This window comes from Aminobacterium sp. MB27-C1, from assembly GCF_030908405.1.
Classification (GTDB): Bacteria; Synergistota; Synergistia; order Synergistales; family Aminobacteriaceae; genus Aminobacterium.
Genome location: NZ_CP133089.1, coordinates 684,206 through 704,024, shown reverse-complemented (window position 1 = coordinate 704,024; position 19,819 = coordinate 684,206). Strand labels below are relative to the sequence as shown.

At 39.4% G+C, this 19,819-nt stretch carries 19 protein-coding genes; 7 read left to right on the top strand and 12 right to left on the bottom strand.

Annotated features, from left to right (window positions below):
- Positions 1 to 9 precede the first annotated feature (9 nt).
- The 6 genes from RBH88_RS03410 to RBH88_RS03385 all read right to left on the bottom strand — a co-directional run bounded on the left by RBH88_RS03410 (position 10) and on the right by RBH88_RS03385 (position 7,434).
- The gene (locus RBH88_RS03410) at positions 10 to 1,251 is read right to left on the bottom strand and encodes an exonuclease SbcCD subunit D C-terminal domain-containing protein (protein ID WP_307879918.1); all 1,242 of its coding nucleotides are present in this window, start codon (positions 1,249 to 1,251) and stop codon (positions 10 to 12) included.
- Positions 1,248 to 3,374: an ATP-binding protein gene (locus tag RBH88_RS03405; RefSeq protein WP_307879917.1), complete on the bottom strand. Its 2,127-nt coding sequence runs from the start codon at positions 3,372 to 3,374 to the stop codon at positions 1,248 to 1,250. Before RBH88_RS03405 ends, RBH88_RS03410 begins: the two co-directional genes overlap by 4 nt.
- A complete protein-coding gene (locus RBH88_RS03400; RefSeq protein WP_307879916.1) occupies positions 3,374 to 4,720 on the bottom strand; it encodes an SIR2 family protein in 1,347 nt (448 codons plus the stop codon). The genes RBH88_RS03405 and RBH88_RS03400 overlap by 1 nt, the downstream gene beginning before the upstream one ends.
- A 457-nt stretch (positions 4,721 to 5,177) precedes the next feature.
- Positions 5,178 to 5,990: a PIN-like domain-containing protein gene (locus tag RBH88_RS03395; RefSeq protein ID WP_307879915.1), complete on the bottom strand. Its 813-nt coding sequence runs from the start codon at positions 5,988 to 5,990 to the stop codon at positions 5,178 to 5,180.
- A gap of 61 nt (positions 5,991 to 6,051) precedes the next feature.
- Positions 6,052 to 6,345 (bottom strand): PIN-like domain-containing protein, encoded by a 294-nt coding sequence (locus RBH88_RS03390; RefSeq protein WP_307879914.1) that lies wholly within the window; start codon positions 6,343 to 6,345, stop codon positions 6,052 to 6,054.
- A gap of 153 nt (positions 6,346 to 6,498) precedes the next feature.
- The gene (locus RBH88_RS03385; RefSeq protein ID WP_307879913.1) at positions 6,499 to 7,434 is read right to left on the bottom strand and encodes a DUF2971 domain-containing protein; all 936 of its coding nucleotides are present in this window, start codon (positions 7,432 to 7,434) and stop codon (positions 6,499 to 6,501) included.
- Between the two features lie 284 nt (positions 7,435 to 7,718).
- Between RBH88_RS03385 and RBH88_RS03380 the strand changes: the two genes are divergently transcribed.
- Together RBH88_RS03380 and RBH88_RS03375 are read left to right on the top strand one after the other, a co-directional pair.
- Positions 7,719 to 8,267: a GNAT family N-acetyltransferase gene (locus RBH88_RS03380; RefSeq protein WP_213699526.1), complete on the top strand. Its 549-nt coding sequence runs from the start codon at positions 7,719 to 7,721 to the stop codon at positions 8,265 to 8,267.
- Between the two features lie 46 nt (positions 8,268 to 8,313).
- On the top strand, positions 8,314 to 8,829 hold the full coding sequence (locus RBH88_RS03375; protein ID WP_307879912.1) for a GNAT family N-acetyltransferase: 516 nt from the start codon (positions 8,314 to 8,316) through the stop codon (positions 8,827 to 8,829).
- A gap of 257 nt (positions 8,830 to 9,086) precedes the next feature.
- On the opposite strand, the gene RBH88_RS03370 is transcribed toward RBH88_RS03375, so the two are convergent.
- Positions 9,087 to 9,917, bottom strand: a complete 831-nt coding sequence (locus RBH88_RS03370; RefSeq protein ID WP_307879911.1) for a hypothetical protein — start codon at positions 9,915 to 9,917, stop codon at positions 9,087 to 9,089.
- Positions 9,918 to 10,565: 648 nt separating this feature from the next.
- Here RBH88_RS03370 and RBH88_RS03365 point away from each other — a divergent pair.
- The 5 genes from RBH88_RS03365 (at position 10,566) to RBH88_RS03345 (ending at position 16,524) form a co-directional block, all read left to right on the top strand.
- Positions 10,566 to 11,069: a hypothetical protein gene (locus RBH88_RS03365; RefSeq protein ID WP_213692149.1), complete on the top strand. Its 504-nt coding sequence runs from the start codon at positions 10,566 to 10,568 to the stop codon at positions 11,067 to 11,069.
- A 92-nt stretch (positions 11,070 to 11,161) separates the two neighbouring features.
- The gene (locus tag RBH88_RS03360) at positions 11,162 to 11,653 is read left to right on the top strand and encodes a hypothetical protein (protein WP_307879910.1); all 492 of its coding nucleotides are present in this window, start codon (positions 11,162 to 11,164) and stop codon (positions 11,651 to 11,653) included.
- Complete coding sequence (locus RBH88_RS03355) at positions 11,650 to 12,468, top strand: hypothetical protein (RefSeq protein ID WP_307879909.1); 819 nt, start codon at positions 11,650 to 11,652, stop codon at positions 12,466 to 12,468. The genes RBH88_RS03360 and RBH88_RS03355 overlap by 4 nt, the downstream gene beginning before the upstream one ends.
- A 64-nt stretch (positions 12,469 to 12,532) precedes the next feature.
- Positions 12,533 to 15,466, top strand: a complete 2,934-nt coding sequence (locus tag RBH88_RS03350; RefSeq protein ID WP_307879908.1) for a hypothetical protein — start codon at positions 12,533 to 12,535, stop codon at positions 15,464 to 15,466.
- Positions 15,467 to 15,552: 86 nt separating this feature from the next.
- Positions 15,553 to 16,524 carry an endonuclease gene (locus tag RBH88_RS03345; protein WP_307879907.1) on the top strand — a complete coding sequence of 324 codons (972 nt, stop codon included), beginning with the start codon at positions 15,553 to 15,555 and terminating at the stop codon, positions 16,522 to 16,524.
- A 53-nt stretch (positions 16,525 to 16,577) separates the two neighbouring features.
- Here the strand turns inward: RBH88_RS03345 and RBH88_RS03340 are convergent, their stop codons facing one another.
- From RBH88_RS03340 to RBH88_RS03320, 5 genes are all read right to left on the bottom strand, one after another.
- Positions 16,578 to 17,222, bottom strand: coding sequence for a hypothetical protein (locus RBH88_RS03340; protein ID WP_307879906.1), 645 nt, complete (start codon positions 17,220 to 17,222; stop codon positions 16,578 to 16,580).
- Between the two features lie 20 nt (positions 17,223 to 17,242).
- A complete protein-coding gene (locus RBH88_RS03335) occupies positions 17,243 to 18,088 on the bottom strand; it encodes a hypothetical protein (RefSeq protein WP_307879905.1) in 846 nt (281 codons plus the stop codon).
- Positions 18,089 to 18,656: 568 nt separating this feature from the next.
- Positions 18,657 to 19,148, bottom strand: a complete 492-nt coding sequence (locus RBH88_RS03330; protein WP_307879904.1) for a 3TM-type holin — start codon at positions 19,146 to 19,148, stop codon at positions 18,657 to 18,659.
- 3 nt (positions 19,149 to 19,151) lie between these two features.
- On the bottom strand, positions 19,152 to 19,400 hold the full coding sequence (locus RBH88_RS03325) for a hypothetical protein (RefSeq protein ID WP_307879903.1): 249 nt from the start codon (positions 19,398 to 19,400) through the stop codon (positions 19,152 to 19,154).
- Position 19,401: 1 nt separating this feature from the next.
- Positions 19,402 to 19,779 (bottom strand): D-Ala-D-Ala carboxypeptidase family metallohydrolase, encoded by a 378-nt coding sequence (locus RBH88_RS03320; protein ID WP_307879902.1) that lies wholly within the window; start codon positions 19,777 to 19,779, stop codon positions 19,402 to 19,404.
- Positions 19,780 to 19,819: the final 40 nt, after the last annotated feature.

The following is a 19,819-nucleotide window of genomic DNA, read 5'->3' as shown; positions in this document are numbered from 1 at the left end:
TCAGCCTCCCTATTCTGCGTTAACGTCGTCTTCATAAAGAGACCTGACTATCTCGTTATATGCCGTGATAAGCTCTTCCCGCTCTTCCTGAGAAACGCCGTAGTCGTCAAGGCAGCGTTCAAAAATGTCGTTCACTGTCATATCGTCGAGGGTCTCGCTTTCCTCAAGAGTAAGGGTGGCATTTTCAATAATCTGTCTGTTTTTTATTCGCCTAATTTCCATGGAACTGCCCGAGATTGCCTCTTCCAGAACCTCTCGCAGGTTTCCAACAACGCTTGTGCCCGTATACTCGATCTCAAGCCACGCGGAGCTGCCCTGCCCCTTGAGTTCCTCAATTTTCGACTCTATTTCATCAAGGGAACCCACGATGCGTTCCAAATGCTGAAAGCACGGAACCTGAATGTCGCGAACGTCTGGCGTCGTGCTGTTGAATTCAACAATAATCACCTTTTTATTCTGACGGGCCTCGCCGTAGCCCATAGGGATGGGAGCGCCACAGTAACGGATGTGATCAGTATTTCCCACACACTGAGGAACGTGGAGGTGTCCCAACGCCAGGTAGTCGATAGACGAAGGGAAGCGGTCGGCCGCCACGTGAGCCAGTGAGCCGACGTACAACTCTCTGACGCCGTCCCCGTCCACCGTTTTGCCTCCCACCGTGAAAAGGTGCCCCATTGCGATAATTGGAATATCTACTCCGCTATCTTTCTTAAACTCGGCGCGCTTCTTCTCGGCAATGTCACAGACGGTTCCATAGTGAGTTGTAAGACCTTCGATGAGCTTCTCATTCTTATCTTTAATCGTTTCGCCGGCCTCGACAACGCGAATATCTTTATCCCGAAGATATGGAACCGCGCAGACTATGGCTTCCGGCTTTTGGCTTCTATCTCTCAGCACGATAATTTCGTCTTCCGGGTTATCTGTTATGGAACCCACAACGTGGACGTTCAGAGCTTTGAGAATCTCTTTCGGAGCGTTCAGGAATGAGGGGGAATCGTGGTTTCCTGCAATAATGACAACGTGCCGGCAACAGGAACGAGAGACTGTGCAGAGAAAGTTGTAGTAAAGCTCCTGAGCGCGGTTGCTGGGAGTGCTCGTGTCAAAAACATCTCCGGCGACGAGCAGTGCGTCGACATTTTCGGCTTCGATAGTTGTGCCGAGCCAGCCTAGAAATTGGGAAAACTCGTCGTAGCGTTTGCGCCCGTAAAGGGAGCGTCCCAGGTGCCAGTCTGATGTATGAAGAATCTTCATTGGGCTTCCTCCTGTGAAGCGAAATCACTTGTATCTTCTGGAGAAGTTCCAATCCAGATATTCGCGATTTTGCTCCAATCGACTTTTCTTTCTTTTTGAAAAGTCCAAACATCCCAAAAATCAGGATCTTCAGATTCCGGTTGTTGCTCTTTTTTAAGATCCTTAACTTCAACTAAAACAGGAATTTTTGAAGTGACGCCTAATAAAATACAATGTCTTTTTGGTAAACTTGGAAGCTCTTTTAATAACCCTCTTGTCGTATCAGGAACTAGTCGACTAACTAGTTCTTGATCTCGGTCATTTGTAATTCTATGTAATAAGAAGGTATTACACTGTGATAAAACCGTTTCAGAAAGTTCTGATGGCCTTTGCGAAGAAAGTACCAATCCTAAACCAAATTTACGTCCTTCCCGTGCAATACGTTCAAAAATGCATCGACACATATCTGCAGGAGTTGGTATTTCATCACCATGAGGCATTTTTTTTGCTACAAATGTGTGGGCTTCTTCGAGAACCAATACCGTTGGAAGATTTTCTTTATATAATTTTTTATATCGCTGTAAGGCTTCAATAATTAACCTTGAAGTAATTGCAATAACGAGATGTAAAATTTCATAAGGAACTAATGAGAGATCAATAACAGCGACTGGACCATTTTCCCCTTGATTTGAGCCTATATATTTTTCGAGCCATTCTTGTAGAGATGGCGGATCATTCGGATTTACAACATCTTTCATTCTGGAATCAGAAAGCATCGTTTTAATTCTCATGACCATCATAGGAATATACTGGCTGGAATTGCCACTTTGTTGACTCGCCAATACTTCTAAATAATTGGCCAAATTACTCGCATCAAATCTAATCGGCATATCTTCATTAGCACTAATATATTGTTTTTTTTGGGGATACTGTGCAAGAACTTCTTTAATCAATTTAATAATTTTAGAGAGCGAGCTATCAGAAAAGTCTCCGTAATATTTTTTGTTGTCGATGAAGTTCTCCTTATAAATTTTATCTAACTCTTTTCCAAGATCCGACATAGGTTTAATTAATACATCACCTGCAGCCAAATCGCTTTTATATATATTAATATCTTCTTGGAATGCATGTAACATTGTTCCACAATCCTTATTCTCGGGGAACCCTGTAGCACCTTTTCCTTCAAACCCTAGCAACCATTTCAGAACCAAATTACACCGTGTCTGTATCCTAGTTCTAAGATTAAGCTCCTGAGAATATCCAGAACGCAAATCTCTTAGGGCTGTCTGTAACAAGGGCTTTTGAGCTTTAGGTGCAGCTTGTGCGACTGCAGCCCATTCAGAACTATTCCACATCCAAGCTGGTAAAACAAATTCTTCCGCACTTTTATATTCAAAAGGAGGTACTTTAAAGACACGACATCCTGAACCTAAATCTTGAAAGCAATTAGAATACTCTCCATTAGGATCAAGTATAATAAATCGTGCGTTAGTATTCTTTTGTTCATCTCTTTTAGGATCAGACTCCTCTTGTTTTAAATTAGATTGTGCCGCCTCTACAGAGGAACGTATCAGTACAGCCAAAGTACACGATTTTCCACTGCCGGTATTACCTAACACTGCCAGATGCCTCCCAAAAAGTTTATCTGGATCTACTTGAATTAAAGCATTATGAGCAGTAGGACACGTTCCTATTTTCAACCTACTATTTTTTTCATAATTTGTAACAATAGCAATACTTTGTTCCTGCGTAGGTAAAATAACAGGATCTCCTACTGAAGGGAAACTTTGAACCCCTCTTTCTAATTTCCACTGCCCTTCCTTTGATGTAAGAGTTCCAATAGGGGTTAAAATCATTTTTCTTAATGGGAACGGTAAATCAATAAGCCCAAAATCTTTTAACCCCTGCCTTTTAGGGTATGCGGAACGCTCTACCCCAACCCAAATAACAGAACCTACAACAGCACCTACCTCGTTAGGCAACAAAAGGAAACTATTTATTTTAGGGAAAGAAATGGGAACACCCGTATTTAAAGCTATATTTCGTGGTGCATCTATATCCAACAAGACCTTAATTTCGTCAGAAGAAACACTTTCTACAGTCCCAACAGTCCGCATTGATATATTAGATATAGGAGATGTCATTACAACACATCCTCCTTATAGGGGAAATTTTTCATTTTTTCTTCATCTTCTTTATTGGAACTCCATCCCCTATTTTTAAGCAAACTAGCTTGACGCATTGTAATTGGATCAATTGCCGGTTTGGGAAGATAGTACTTAACAAGTTGCTGTATATCCCCTAAATGTGTCCCTATCAATAACGAAATTTGCGCATCATGACCAACGTTATTATAAAAATTACATATTCTTCCACTTTTATCTCCGTGTGAGATAATGACCAAATGGGTCGAAGGGATTGTAAGCATATCTGCTATGCTCCTATTTATATGATCATCACCAAAACCATAGCCGTAAGTTACAAGCGAAGAATTGGGGCGACATATGGCAGCTGCGTAATCACGAAACAGTTCAACATAAGGATATTCAGCTGTTTCTCTATCTTTTGCAGCATTTGGATAGATCATTACCTGCGTATGAGATCTGTTTTCAAATGCCGGGTGGTCATATTCAAACCCAAATGGCAAACCAATTTTTCTGACAAAACCATCCCTATAAATCCAATCTAATGAACCATGAAGTTTAGTAAACCGAACTACTCCTTCAAGGTATCTAGGCTCACCTCTTATTCCAGGTGGATTATAATGCATATCTATATCAAGTCTTGATGATCTAAAAACAGGTTCAAGGATTCCAACAAATCTATCTATTAAATGTAAACCAGCCATATCAGCACCGTATTCAATAAGTCGGTCGTAGTTAGTCGTAAAAATATTAAGTCGTTCTCGCGTCGCAGTTCTGCTTGCAAAACTTAATAAAAATGAGACAAGCACGACCAGTGATTTCGATGTTACGTTTTCCTCATCGCTATTTGTTTCCAGATGTAATTTTTCTTCCTCGTTAGCTTCTCGCTCAATAGCCTTTCTAATATTTTGTTCACTTCGCGAAATATTATTTATAAATTTTCTTATTAATTCTAATAACGCCTTTTTTACCTCCATGGCTTCTTCATCTTTTCTCATAATTTCTAATCCCTGAGCTAATATATTTGCCACACGAATTTGATCTTCAATATTTGGCTCACCACGTCCTGTAGCCTTTGCCACTTTTTCTGCAGCTAATTTTAACTCTTCACCATGACTAAACTCCGCATAATCGCAGTCCATGCCAGCTCCTTTTACTCCAGCTTTAGTTGCAACCGCAGTGGTAAATCCACTGCCTAACAATAAAGAGAGATGTTCACTTTGGAAAACAGCCGCAAGCCAAGATTCGATATCTCTTTTTAGTTTTTCTTCATCCAATTCAGAATCAGATATTCCAAATTGTTTTTTAGTACCCACTTTAAGAATATGTTTTCCTTCCCAACTCATTTAGGCATGCCTCCCAGTCTAAGTTATTGCTTCTATTTCAGTAGTTTGCAGTAGAAAACACTTTTAAACTGACTAAAAAGGATAACCTTCTTAGATTATTTTAAAAACAAACTACGTAATGTAATTACTTTTCAAAAATTTAATCCCAAAACAATTTAAAGAAAAAGAAACAGGCACCTCAAGGACGCATAATTTTTACAAATATTGTACCTCAATTAACCCCAAACAATCTTTCTTCCATTAGCATGTAGCATGTATAGAGAGAGCTATCTGCTACACTTTATTCATATGCGGAAATACATTTCAAAATCTCATTTTCTACTTCTTAGCTATACCTCACAACTGATAATTAGCTTACAATATGCCCCCCAAAGATCCAAAAAGGATCAGATTAAGATGATAATCTAATCTGATCCTTTTTGGATCTTTTTAAATATTTACACATAAATATTTTTATTTATTCTTCACTGTTATGATTTAATTTATTCAATAATTTCAAGAATTGGAGGCATTCTTGGCTACTACGATTTGATTTGTTCAATAATCTCTTGGATTGGGAGCGTTCTTTGTGATAACGATTTAATTCATTCAATAATCTCTTGGATTGGGAGGCTTCTTCGCTATAAGGCTCCAATTCGTTTAATTTTTCCATATTTTGAAAACATTCTTTACTATTAAGTGAATTAAATTCCTGCATCAAATCATTATGTAAACTTGTACTGTGTGCTAACTTATTCCTTACTGCTAGGACTTCTGCGATTGTCACGTCCCTTACATTCGTAACTGACTTATCTGAAATAGATATATCTAAATATTCTTTAGATTTTTCCAGAAAATTCTCCATAGAAGACATATAAAAACGTTGGCCCGACAAATCTTTTAACTCTTTTATTAATTCATATCTAGGACCTATTTTTTTAGATTTCTCTCCTTTTTCCCACCAATCATCCTTTTTATCATCACTAATAAACATAACTGGCATTTTTCTCTCTTTAGCCTCGGAAATAATTTCTTCCCATATAAAGTAATCTCCATATTTGTTCCCATTGTCTTTTTTAGAATCCATATATCCTGGCGGTATTTTTTGTTCAAATCTCAGTTTGGCCTCTTTGACATTTTCTTCTTTTTCTTTTTCACTAAGTTCTGCACCGACTTTAGTGTCAAAATCAAATAATATTCTATCTAATATCCCATCTTTTTCAGACAAGCTAGGATGTCTTTCTTTTTCTTGATTTATTTGTGTTATCATTTCTTCACAATGAGAGTCCATCTTTTTTCAATATTCTTACAATCAAGACAATAGTGATTTTTGTTTTTATTGGCTAAATTATCTAATTTTTTTGAAAATTTTTTATGCATTCAATAAAATCATCGTATACTTTTGCTTGTTCATTTATTACACTTAACCTATTATTAAAAAATTCATTTGCTGCATGCCATGGTAAAAAAATCCTACCTTTAATCTTCGCATCCTCTAAAACTTTAAATATATCTTCAACAGCTGTTTCTTTATATTTATAAATATTTAAGATTGAATTTGCGTCAAAAACAAAAATGCCTTTGTTCCACATTTCCCTCCAATCTTGATCACTTGGAGGCAAAAAATATGAAAATTTTTCTTTCACTTCGCTCACCTCAAGAAATTATTAATATTTAACTATTATATACAATATAAATATTTTTCAAGAAATCGATAATATTTTTATTAGATTAAATACTCCTAATTATTTCTATATTTTACCAACACCCACTTTAGTCAGTTACTATCTTTGTATAGATTAATCTGTAATAGCAAAAAAATCCAAGCCAGGTGAATATTCTCGAAGTTTCGCCTGATAAATATGACATTTGGGATATTCCTCTGAAATGAGAGTTATAAAGTCAGTTTTTAATTTATTTCCCATCTTAGCTCCTAAATATATGCCTTCTATTTCATTCGGATGAAATTCACAAAAATAAAAATCATAACGTCTAGACATTAGAGGATAAGAAATAACCCTCCATTCTTTTTCATACGACCAAACCATAGATTTTCTCAAGAACCAACTTAGATATATCTCTTCAATTTTTGCATAATATTCTTGCCTTCCAGGTGACAATAAAATTGGCGCTATAATATCAGGAGTAATACAAGGTAACGAATTTTTATATTGAACTTTTCGAGCAGCACACAAAGGGGAACCGTCTCCCTCGGGGAGGCATTTTATTTTAATAACTAAACCACGATGCTCCTGGGCATAGTGTGACCACATTAGAAGGTTGTCATTAGTTTCTGTGACACAAAATATTTTTACTTCTTTCGAAAAATCCTGCCTTCTATTGTTTAAAGTTTTAGCAAGATTAGAAAGGATAGAATTACCATTGTAAAAATTCCCAATACTTCTTATTTTGTTACGGAGATGGCGTACCTGACCATTAGATTTACTGTCTCTCATTCTCCGCTTTATTAAATTGAATCGTTGTTGTACTTCAGGTAAAAAGAAGGCAGGTTCTTTTCCTCTTGTCTGGAGTGCAATTTCAATTAATTGCTCTAATAATATCTCCATAATTTCTTGGTTGCTCCCCTTGGAAAAAACAGAAAACTGGCAATCATATGGATCATTAAATACAGAAGGAGAACTCCATTTAAATTTTTTTTCTTTTAGAGTTTTCATGGCTCCTTCCACAGAATAATACTTATAGAAAGCTTCTCGACCATGGATTATATTAAACAATTCCTATTTACCTCCTATATAAATTGGGAAAAGAGTTATTCACCTTGTATTTAATATAAAAAGTTCCTTTAATGCCATTATCAAATATAATATTAACACTTTGCACAATGTCATATTTCATAAACTTAGATTTATCTTTTTGATAATGCCTTCGTCCGCTTTCAACAATATTTGAGCAAAAGTCCTCTCCCTCTTGCAAAACAAAAATAGCGCTATACTATACTCATATATTTAATAATCATGCCTCAACTCTTTCGTACTCCACTCACTTGAAGGAGGACATCATGAGAATCGACACAATCAGTTTACAGATAAAAAATGGGGAATATTTCACATTCCTCTCGCCGACTGAAGAACACGCACACGATGTTTTGAACCACATGAAGCAGACAAGCTCCGAAACCGAATATTTGCTGAGATACGAAGATGAGATCAGAATGACTGTCGAGGAAGAGCAAGATTTTTTGTCAAAGCAGGCAGAGAGCCCAAAGGCCATAATGATTTCCGCATACTTTGATGAAAAGCTCGTGGCGCTCACTGGAATATCCCCTGTAGTGGAATGCGATAAATGCAGTCACAGAGCAGTGTTGGGAATGTGCGTTCTAAAAGATTTCTGGGGGAAAGGTATCGGTTTTACCATAATGGGAATGATTATCGACGAAGCCAGAAAGATGGGCTATGAACAGGTGGAGTTAGAGGTCGTCGCAGACAACATCCGTGCATTTTCCCTCTACAAAAAGTTTGGATTCGAAATTTATGGAGTCCGCAAAAACTCCTTCAAATATCGCGATGGAAGATACAGCTCGGAATATTTGATGGCATTACCGTTATAATAAAATTTCCGCACACCAAATCACAAACAGCAGCGAGGGGAAAAAGATGTCGAACGAATTTACCGTAAGAAAAGCTGTACCCAGCGACGCCCAGGAAATGAGCTACATCCATGCCCAAGCTTGGAGAGAGGCCTATCGCGAATTGATTCCCGCAGATTACCTTCAAAACCTCAGAGACGACCATTGGGTCGAACTCTTCTCTACTATTCTGTCTGACGGAAGTACAACCACCGCATGGGTTGTTTTGCAAGAAAACAAAGTAATAGCCTGCGCAAGCGTTTGCCCGTCCCGCTACAAAGGGTATGAAGGAAACCTCGAATTGGTATCAATATACTGTCTGCCCGAGTTTTGGGGGAAGGGCTACGGACACGCCCTCATGAAGGAAGTAAAAAAATACGCCTCCGAAAATAGATTTCTCCGCATTGCACTGTGGGTGTTAGACGGCAACGAATCCGCCATAAAGTTCTACGAGCGCCAGGGATTCTGGGCAAACGGAGGCTTGCTGCATGTTGAAATAGGGGGCGCTGATATGGTGGAGAAGAGATTCGTTTGCAAGGTGTAGGAAGCGTGACGTTAGGAAAATATATCTTTTTTTAGTTTTGTAGCTCATTATAGAGCTTATTCCATGCCTAGATATGCCATAGTCTCTTCTTTATTGTTGATGTTACTTTTTCCTCAGAGACTTTTCACATCATCGCTCAATTACAGCTCCCCAAGCTGCTTCGATGCCATGAGAACAACTTCAGTCGCTTATATGCGAAATAATGACCTTATTCTGCTATTGCATATTATCCACAACTAAAAAAACTAAACATCATACTAAATTTCTATTATTTTTTGAGAATATTGGCTAACTAAAAACGTTCGCTCAAATTTACTAGTGAATTCCTCATCATTCTTCATTTCGTGTATATCCTGATCCGTAAAAGAAAAATAAGTAGAAATTTTACCAGAAACATTAAAATTAATTGCCAACCAGACCTCTTCGCATTTTCTTTTATAACAAGAATATCTTTCATTCTTCTTTTTTACAGCTTCTTTTATTTGAACAGTAAGTTCTTCCCCTTCTGGGGTATAATCACAATCTGAGACAAAAACATTAGTTTCTTTAAAATAATTTTTTCTTATAATTCTAATACTCCTCAATTCTTCAATAGGGAAGCGTAAGGATATTGATTCATTCAACTCAGGAATATTACAAATGATTAATTTTTTTATTTTTTCTGAGATTTCTTCTTCGTTCACATTCTTCTTTTGAAAAACATGCCCCTCAAAAATAAGTCTTACTAAGAGAAAAGGATTTTTCTTTAAAATAAGTTTGTCCTTAATCTTTTTAGCAATGTTGTTCTGCATGCTTTCACTTGCCTGGCGTGGACGTTTAGAAAATTGAAATTTAGAAAAATATTCCGGCCAATACACTCCTGTTACTTCAACACCAATTCTATTAGCCTTATTTTCAATAATAAAATCAGGATTTTCACTCTCTACTATAGTACCTTCAGGAAAATCCTTTAATTTTAATTTTAAAATCTCCAAAATAATTTTTTCTTTACCTTTTTTATTCCCGTTTATTTTCATCACCCTTTTTATTTGTTTAAAAGCATTTTGTTTAAAAGCATTTAGTGATAGCGCAATCATCGATTCCAACATTCTTACCTCTAGGAAATGACTTTCTCAGTTTTTTCTCCATAATGTCTCCAAATGCATAATAATTTAAATTAGTTGAATCATACTTTATCAAACATTCCCTGCCCAAACAGGAAAAACATCTGTGGGAATTCACTCATAATCCCATCGATGTCTTTTTATTTTTCCTCACAAAAAATAATTAAAATCCCAATAATTTTCAAATTTACACCTATTTAAAATGGGTAGACAAAACTACTTATTACTGATACAGTTTAATTATATTAAATAATACTATTAACTCATATATTGTAGTCCATTCTTCCTATTCTGTTAAGTCCATTTTAACCCACATATTATTTGAAGCACTTGAATAGTTCGATCGTATAAAGGAATATCGATTGCGACACTTCTAGTAACGCTTGAACCAATTTTCGTAATAATGGCGACGGCCTGTCTACGAAAATTATCCCTTCCTAAGGAAATCTCTCTTTTTTCCCATTGCAACGTAAGCGCTTATTCTCATGATCTGCACTCGATACGGTTCCTACAAAACGCTAATCAAAAAGCCTTTCACAGCCGCGCAATAAGCCATGCAACAAGAAGTAGGCAATACATGCAACTAGCAAAATGGTAACTAATCCTACGGAGAAAGAAAAAGGAGGAAATGTGATGAAGGCACGAAAGGCGTTGGTACTCTTTTTAGCAATAGCGCTTGTAGTTTTTGGATTGGCTGCTATGGCACAGGCAAGTAATACTGCCACTCAAACAGTAACATTTCAGGTGCAGGCAATAAATGAAATCAGCTTAGGTGCAGATCCTGACCCCCTCATTATCAGCACAGCAACCGCTGGAAGTGAGCCAGATTATGCTCAAGGCACATCGACATACGCTATCACAACAAACGATGAAGGCAAAAAAATTACAGCTAAAATTGACACCGCTATGCCCATGGGAACTGATCTTTACGTAGAGCTGGAAGCACCCACCGGAGGAACTTCGTCAGGTCAAGTAGAGTTAGCGACAACTGATAATGACGTAGTAACTAGTATTGAACATGTAGCGGAAAGTGGCAAAATAATAACCTATATCTTTTCTGCAGATTCAACTGCAGATGTTATGGAAAGCACAGCAACGAAAACAGTTACGTTCACTCTCACGGATGTCGTAATCTAAATCCTCATTTTTTCTAAGTTGTTCTAAGGCAGGGGGGAGGTTCCTCTCCCCCTCCCCCCCTGTCTCTTTGGAGTGAAACGAGGTGTCTTGCTGTGATAAAAAGATGCATTTTAATTGTCTTATTATGCATAGTTTCTTTACAATCGCCCCTCTATGCCATTGAAATCGATATTTATGCAACTGGTGGTTGGACAAATTTAGTTATTAATTCTTCCCATCTCAGAGGTGGTGCCGGAAGCAATCTAGCCGATAGTTTCGAAAGCACTGTAGATGCAACAATAATAAGCATTGCAGGCACCGAATGCCCTTGTGGCGCATGGGATGTTTTAATACGAAAGAGCGCTTCATCGTGGGCAAGTGGTGCTACTCTTTACGTTAAGCGAACAGGAAATGGAAGCGGAGCCGGATCAATCCGTGGGGGAACTTTATACATAGCTGTCGGGGAATCTGATGTTCTTTTCTTTAGTGGAAACGGCGACAGAACAAATATTTCTATACAATACAAAATATCTGAACTGTCTATATCGGCGCCCCAAGGAACGTACAGCGCCCCTATAACTTTTACGGTGGTGGATCAATCATGAAAAAAATATTATTCGTGTCTTTCTGTTTGTTTTTATTATTGTGCCTATATTTTTCTGATAAGGGATACGCCATACAACTACCAGATGGAATGACTGTCAATAAAACCCTTCCGCTAGGTGGACAAACATCTGGGAATATTGTCATTGCAAATAATGGCAAAGAAGCAGAAACAGTTCGTATCTATCAAACAGATTACATGTTTTCTGCAGACGGCAAGAACAATTTCGGATCTCCGGGAAGCATGCCGCGATCTAACGCAAAATGGATCAAATTTACGCCTAACCAAGTAACCGTAGCTCCTGGCGAAGAAACCTCAATTTTTTACGAGATAGCGGTTCCAGAGACATCTGACCTTCGTGGAACATACTGGAGCGTCATTATGGTGGAACCCATTCCTCAAGATGCTTTGAAACCTCCGAATCCTAAAAAGGACAAAGCGACTATCGGAGTTCAGGCTGTGTTTAGGCATGCCGTTCAGATGATCACACATATAGAAAATACAGGAACCCGTGCTCTCCAGTTCTCAAACAAAGCCCTCAAAGTTCAAGCCCACAAGACCTTCCTAACCATAGATGTAGAAAATGTAGGCGAACAATGGCTAGTTCCTCAGCTTTATGTTGATGTAGCCGATTCAGGTGGGAACGCAATGAAACGATACGAAGGGAAAAAGTTCCGCATATACCCGGGCTGCTCCGCCCGTTATGTTATAGATCTTGGAAAATTGAATTCGGGAAAATACAACGCTCTCGTTATAGCAGATAGCGGAGAAAATGAAAAAGTTTTCGGTGCCAGATACATATTAGATGTTAAGTGATCCTGAGCGCTAACCTGAGTCTTGGTGCGAAAAGCCATGGTGAAGGGGAGGCTGAAGAAGAGAAATGATGAGAAAAAAGAGACGGTACAGATCAATATTCTTTCTTTTCATTTTATTGATTCTTCTTCTCTGGGCAAAAAGCGCGTACGCTCAGGGTAAGGGATATGGTGTACATATCCGCCTCATGGTTCCCCCACAACTTGATGCTAACCCCGGAGAAATAGTTAGCGCCAGTTTTATAGTTGAAAATACAACCGATAGTGAAGAAACCTTCGAAGAAGCCCTCTCCTTGCCGGAAGGCTGGCTTGAAATCACTCCCCCCGACGTTTTTATTCTGGGCGCTAAACAGCAAACGGTGAGAATGCTGGCTTTCCAAATTCCGACCACATCGAGCGCCAAGGATTATACCGTAACGTACTCGGTGCGATCCCAACGAGACTACGCCATCTCAGACGCCGTTTCCATAAGCATATCTGTTCTTTCAGTAGATGGAATACACATTTTTTCTGAAAGTGCGCCAGACATGATTGTAGGCGGCGAATCCTACGAAATAACAGCAAGAATCGCCAATAAGGGAAACACTGCTCTCACAATGCTGATCTCTGCCAGAAGTTCGAATGACTACCCCTTAACTCTCTCTACACACGAAATTGTTCTTGAACCTGGAGGAAATACCGTCATCGCCATTTCAGTGAAAACCCCCTCCCAAATACCCAAAAGTCTGAACCACACCGTCTTCATTGAAGCAGTGAGCAAAGAGGATTCCTCTATCAGATCGGTTCTTTCCGTAACGACAGGAATCGTATCTCAACACGCGAAAATCGACCTCTACCACCGCATTCCGGCTAGTTTAACCCTGAAATCTATGGGGAGAAGAGATACAAAAGACTCCGATGGTTTCGACATCGAACTGGAAGGTAAGGGAACCCTTGAAGAGGGAGGCAGACGCTGGATTGACTTTTCACTACGCGGCCCTGACACGCATGAGAAGGGACTTTACGGAGAGAGAGACGAATATTACATAAACTACTTTGACCCCGACCTCGATTTCAGACTGGGCGACCAAAGCTACGGACTCTCGCACCTCACGTCTTACTCGCGATACGGAAGGGGAATAGAAGCCTTCTATCATCCCGAAAACAGCTTTTACGGTCTTGGAACCTACTATGTGAAAAACCGTTTCACCACTCCTGACTGGGAAGAGGGCGGAGTGTACATAAAGGGAGCCTTTTCCCCCCAGGCCCAATGGAAGCTCAACTATTTGCAGAAAGAGTGGGATAGGCATGAAAAGAGGGGTTCCAAAACAACAGATGATATTTATAGCATTGAAGGAACCTTCGTGCCTGCCAAGAATACGAGGCTCAGCCTTGAATATGCGAGAGGAGAAAGAAGTGAAGAAAATGGTGCGGGAAAAGTCGAGGATGACGCTTATAGGGTGAATCTTTCAGGCCTTGCGGGAACAGCGCGCTACTCCTTTGTCAAAACTCACGCTGAGCCTGATTTCTACGGATATTACAATGATAGCGATTATATGGCCACGTCGGTGAGCTTTCCTCTATTCGGCCAAAAATCAAGCCTCGTAGCAAACCGTACGCGGGGTTTCCTTGCATACAGCACCTATGAAACCAATCTAGACAAACGACTCGATAAGGGAGACATTTCGGCAAAAGAGACGCTCTTTCAGGCAGGAATCAATCACAGCCTCTCTAATGGCTGGTATGCTCAACTTGCTTACGATAACTTCAGCAGAAAAGACCGACTCTTCCCCTCGGAATATGACACAAAAGAAAAGGCCTACCGCTTCAGTCTCGGAAGAAGCACCGAAAAATTCAACTACCGAGTCGAGGCGCGCTACGCTGACCAACACGATCTACTCACCGATGAAAGCAGTTCGCCATGGAACTACAGTTTCTACATATCGTACATACCCTCAAGCAAGCTCTTGTTCACCCTTTACGGAGGGTTCGGCGATAATAGCGCGATCAGCGGAAGCAGGCTTCTTTCAGATCAAGACAACTGGGGACTTTCTTTCCGGTGGCAGGCAACAGAGCAACTTATACTCAGCGGATGGTACACGAAATATAATTTCAACTCGAAAGATCCCGAAAGCAACAACTATCAGTTCGAAGTATCCCTCGCCATGCCAGACGAAAGCCGTTGGGCCTTCAAAATCCGCCGCTACGACTGGGAGTATGGCAACGAGACTGAAACTGACTACTCCCTTTCATACACCGTTCCTATCGGTATCTCTGTGAGCAAGAAAAAATCTCTAGGAATCCTCTCTGGATCAGTATGGGAACGTGTCGGGGATGTTTCCGCATTGGCGGCAGCTCAAACATCTGCGGCATCGGCACAACTAAACACTTATTCCGCTCCCGACGAAACTAAAAAAGCTCTTCCCAACGCCATTATCACCCTAAACGGCAGCAAAGTTGCCACAGACGCTTCTGGAAAGTTTACGTTTTCGGCACCTCCTGGCACGTACTTTCTCGACATAGATCGCTCCTCCATCGGACTCGAAAAAACCGCGCTGGAAAAACTCCCAATGAAAGTGCACGTACAAGCAGGCCAAACAACCTCCGTTGAGCTCACAATTGTCAACGCTGCTACACTCAGCGGAGAGATCGTTCTTCTTAAAGAGGAGACACCACCGTCACATACAATCAGGGATGAAGCCGTAACGGTAGGAAACCCTGACAACGGCGCGGCGCGGGTTCCAGCAAAATTGGAAGGAATTCTGGTTGAGCTTTCAAAAAACGATGAAACCATCAGAATGATGACAGACAGCGAAGGAAAATTCTCTTTCTTGAACATACGTCCCGGAGCATGGAACTTCAAAGTCTACGACTACGACGTACCTGCTTACCACTACATTCAAAACCCCGAAGAACATATAACACTAGCGCCCGGCGAGAAAAGAAACATCACAATAAAAGTCGCACCTAAAAAGAGACAGATCGAAATATTGGAAGAAGGGATTATACGAAACCAGTCATAAATTCCCTTGCGGATTAATCGTTTTGTGCAAGACTGATATAGACAAAACGTATAGACATAATCGAAAAAGCCGCGAGGAGTTTGACCATGATTCGAAATCGAAAACGTTCTATTTTTGCCAGCCTTCTGACCGCCATTTTCTTAACCATCGCCAGCCAGGCATTAGCACTCTCCATTGGAACCATGAATATCGAGTATTTCGACGTCTCGGGGAAAAAGGCCTACTCCCCCTCTGATTGCGCCAACCTAGCCAAGACCATCACCTTTTCTGGCGCTGATGTTTTAGCCCTCCAGGAAATCAAGGGAAACGCCGCAATGAGATATTTCGTTACTAAATTCTTGCCAAAATGGAAATATGCAGGAAACGACACAGGCGGAAGACAAGATCTTTACTTTCTCTGGAATAGCGAAAACTTAAAACTTCTAGACGGCCCCTTCGCTTATGGAGCCAATGCCTCTTTCCGATTTGAGGGGAAAAGCTACAAACTAAATGACCGCCCCAATCTCGTAGCTACCTTCCTAGACAAAGAGAAAAACCGCCAATTTACCCTGGTCAACGTGCACCTCAAAAGCCAGAGTACCAGAGGGAAAAAAGACCAAGATCAGGCCAAACGATATAACGAGGCTAAACGCAACGCCCAAATCGATGGGATCAACAAACTTGTATCGACACTGAAAGGTCCCGTTTTCATACTCGGAGACTACAACACTGACACGCCTACTGGGTGTTCCTTCCCCTTATTAGCCCTCGGCAAAGGACGATACAGCTACGACAACAGCAAAAGCAACCTTGATTACATCGGATTTGCGAATGTAAAAAGAGCACCCTCGTGGGTATTATACGAAGTCGAAAGTGCTATAGCAGCTCGATCAACAAAACGCACTCAGCACCCAGACCACGACATGGTTGTGCTTTCTATAGATGGAGAAAAACCGTCACAAACTGTTATTGGATTAGAAGGAATCCCCGCTCCACGATTAATAGCGCCACAAAAGGGAACAGTTACGGCTTTTAGCAATCATAATAAGCTACTTTTTATATTTTCTTATTTTTTTTAGTTTTATTCATAGGTGGGATATTACAAGAATGTAAAAGGATTAACGATGATTTTTTATTTTGTCCTTTCTGACAGAATAAATTCTGCTTTATAAATAGTACTGCTTCTCTTCCTATCCTGATTAGCTAACCATTTTATGGTGTATATGTATGTGAATTTCTTTAATGAAGGATTTTGATATCTCAATGCAAGTTCTGCTTCTGGAAAAGGAATTTTTTCTATGTAACATATGTACAAAAGTAATAGTATCGCTCGCGGAACTACTATAGACACAGAATCCTCTGCCTTTTTACCTATTGACCAACACCTTACCTTTTCTTGCCTAATATCGGTGTTTTCAGCTTTATACTTTTTATAATTTACCTCGTTAATACGTGAACTTTTTCTTATTCCATTTTCGCAATTTTGACGTTCTGTATAATCGCACAAATTACCTAGATAAGGGACATCCCATTCAGCCACTATATTTATAGCAGGGTAAACCCCCATGTTAATGAATCCAATTTGTGGCAATTCATTTTTATCACTTTCTATACCTTCTTTCAATTCCTCCTGCCTAAAATTAAGCCCTGTTGGGAATAATTTAGGTTGACGCTCTTCATTATACTGTTTTCTCGTTAAAATCACTTGCCTCAATGAACAAAACGAAGCTATTAACGACGCAATGGCTGACATCATTGCCCAGAATGACATATCCATGGCGGCCTCCACTATAATAGTCAATTTTCGGATAAGCTTTTGTTGTTGTATCTGCAAACTTTCGTAACCGTATAACGATAAGTTGTCTTATTACCAAATTTCTTTGTGATTTTTAAATTAACTTCAAGTTTATCTGTACTACGCAAAATTATTCTGTTTTCACGGATAAGAGAAAGAAAGACCTCGTCTTCCATGTCTACATGGATAGCTTTCCCTTCTTGAACGTAATCAAAACGCCACCCATTATCTTGCCCTATCACATTTGTGATAATAGGCTGAAGTATAATTCTTCTTTCTTCATATTCCTCTTCAGTTATATCAGGAATATTCTCATAATCAGAAGATGTCAATTCTATTTTGGTTAATTTATCACCTGTTGTAATTTCTTCTTTGTAAGTGGACGTCGCCGAAAGAAAAGTTTTAAAATGTTGCATCACTTTTTTATCTCGATAAAGTTCCGCTGAATCTGTACTTGTTTTATATTCTCTGTTGTCTTCGGTAATAATGCGGCATAATCCATCAGGCAATATTTCTTCTATTCTATATTGAGTTTTCTTTAAGAATCTTATTAGATGTATAAGAGAGGCTGGATTAATAATAATATAATCTATCATAGGAAGTAATGATAGTTTTGAAACTTCTATTAAGCTTACTACCACTGAACCTTTTTTTACGTGCCCCTCTATTTCTAGGGAAACTTCTTCTTTATGAATCGCTTTTGCTGCAGCTTTTATTGTTCTAGCAAGACCATCAATAGATTTACAAAAATCTTGAGCGTTAATTCGGCTGCCTCTTTTCTTGTTAATTGGTACATATCTTAGTGTAAATTTCGTTTCATGCCATCTTTTAGCCGAAGGACGAGCCATTTTAAGTCCCCCTATTTTCATAATAAGAACACATAGTAATTGTACTATAAAATTAATAGAACTTTTACTTCAAATAATGTCAAAAGGGAACTCTTTTACCAAACGTCACTTCCTCTTGAAATATTTAATAGTATAGTGCATTGCTACGAAACGTAGAAACATTATAAAGAAAAAGGATCAGTATATTTTCAAGAAAATTTCTTTCTCACATATTCTCCGCTAGATAGTCCCCTTGTTTACACCTCGTCGAACCTCGTACTCTTTATATAAAAATAAATAAAGTAGCACGATAAATTAAATGAAATTTTTCTATCTAATTTTAATTAGATTTTTCATTCTTATGTTTTTTGCAACTCCCGCCCGGTAGGAGTTTTTCCAAAGAAGCAAGACAAGAAAATAAAAAATACACCCCAGAGAATTTCTAGAAAAATAAACGCTACTCTGGGGTGTTATATTTAGTTCCAAGGCCACTTGCCTCGTTTTTCATGATATATAAAGCTACCCATAACTACCAAAGTAAAAATCAACCCCAAGTATGACCAGCTTTTTCCAGCTATATCTGCAAAACTCATGTAGATGCCTCCTTTTGTTGATGTTCTCTTACTAGTTCCTCATACCTCTTCTTGTAATAATCAGGACTCTCTCTACCTCTCTCTTCTACTTCTGATTTTACGGGAGAATGGAATCCCCCAATTTTTACATCTGTGTTATCCCATGCTTTTTTCACGAATAACCCAATCACAATTGTAGAAGCCATATCTACGTAATATCCAGGTAGTTCCAAGGCAGGGACTGTAGCTTGAAATCCCCACGATAATAAAGGAGCCACTACGTGGTTGAATAAGATAACGAAACTAACCATCCACAAAATTGTCGGAATTGCTCCCGCCACGTACGGACTTTTGTTAGATAACCAAGCTTTCTGAACATCAAGTTTGGCTATATCTCTCTTTATGTCGAGTTTGGCTAGTTCTATTTTTAGTTCATTTGCCTGATTGGGGTTGGGAACAACTTTATCTATTAATTGTCCTATAACGGGTGCTACTTCAAGAATATTCATCTTCTACCTCCCTGTCATAGTAGGCAATACAGTGTGAGCTACCCAGCCAAAGATTCCACCAATGAGACCTGCAGAAGCAATCCATGATCTCAATCCCGTAAGCTGACGTTCTATGTGATCAATACGTTCGTCTAAAGCTGCTATGGCCTTTGCATGAAGAACACATTGCCTATCACGATCTTCTAAACGTTGTTCTATTCGGGTTGTACGATCCCTAATTTCAAGAAGAATTTTATTTTCGTCTCCTGTCATGTTACCCTCTCCATTGACGTAAATGTCCGTCTCTAGATTTATGTGTATCTACGTGAATTCTTCCGTTATAAAATCCCAAACCTCCCAACTCTGGAAGTTTTCCCTCTTCATATGCCTGAAGAACCTTTGAATGAAAAATATCGTTAGAACATTTTGTTTGGCGAATATCTGCGGCTATGCCTTGCATATGCCAGCTATTTGGAACCCCCCCCACTTTTTTGTTATGCGTAGGGCAGCGGTAGCCGGAATTGATGAAGATTGGCGTTCCCATCAGAGAGCGGATCTTTTCTAAAAGATTCAAAAGTTCCGGTTTGATATCGCACCTATCACACCCACAACGGCATGCAAGTTCAGATCTGCTAAAGTGCTCTGAAAACATGTGATACATCCCTCCTCTCCATAAAGAAAGAGGCTGCCGA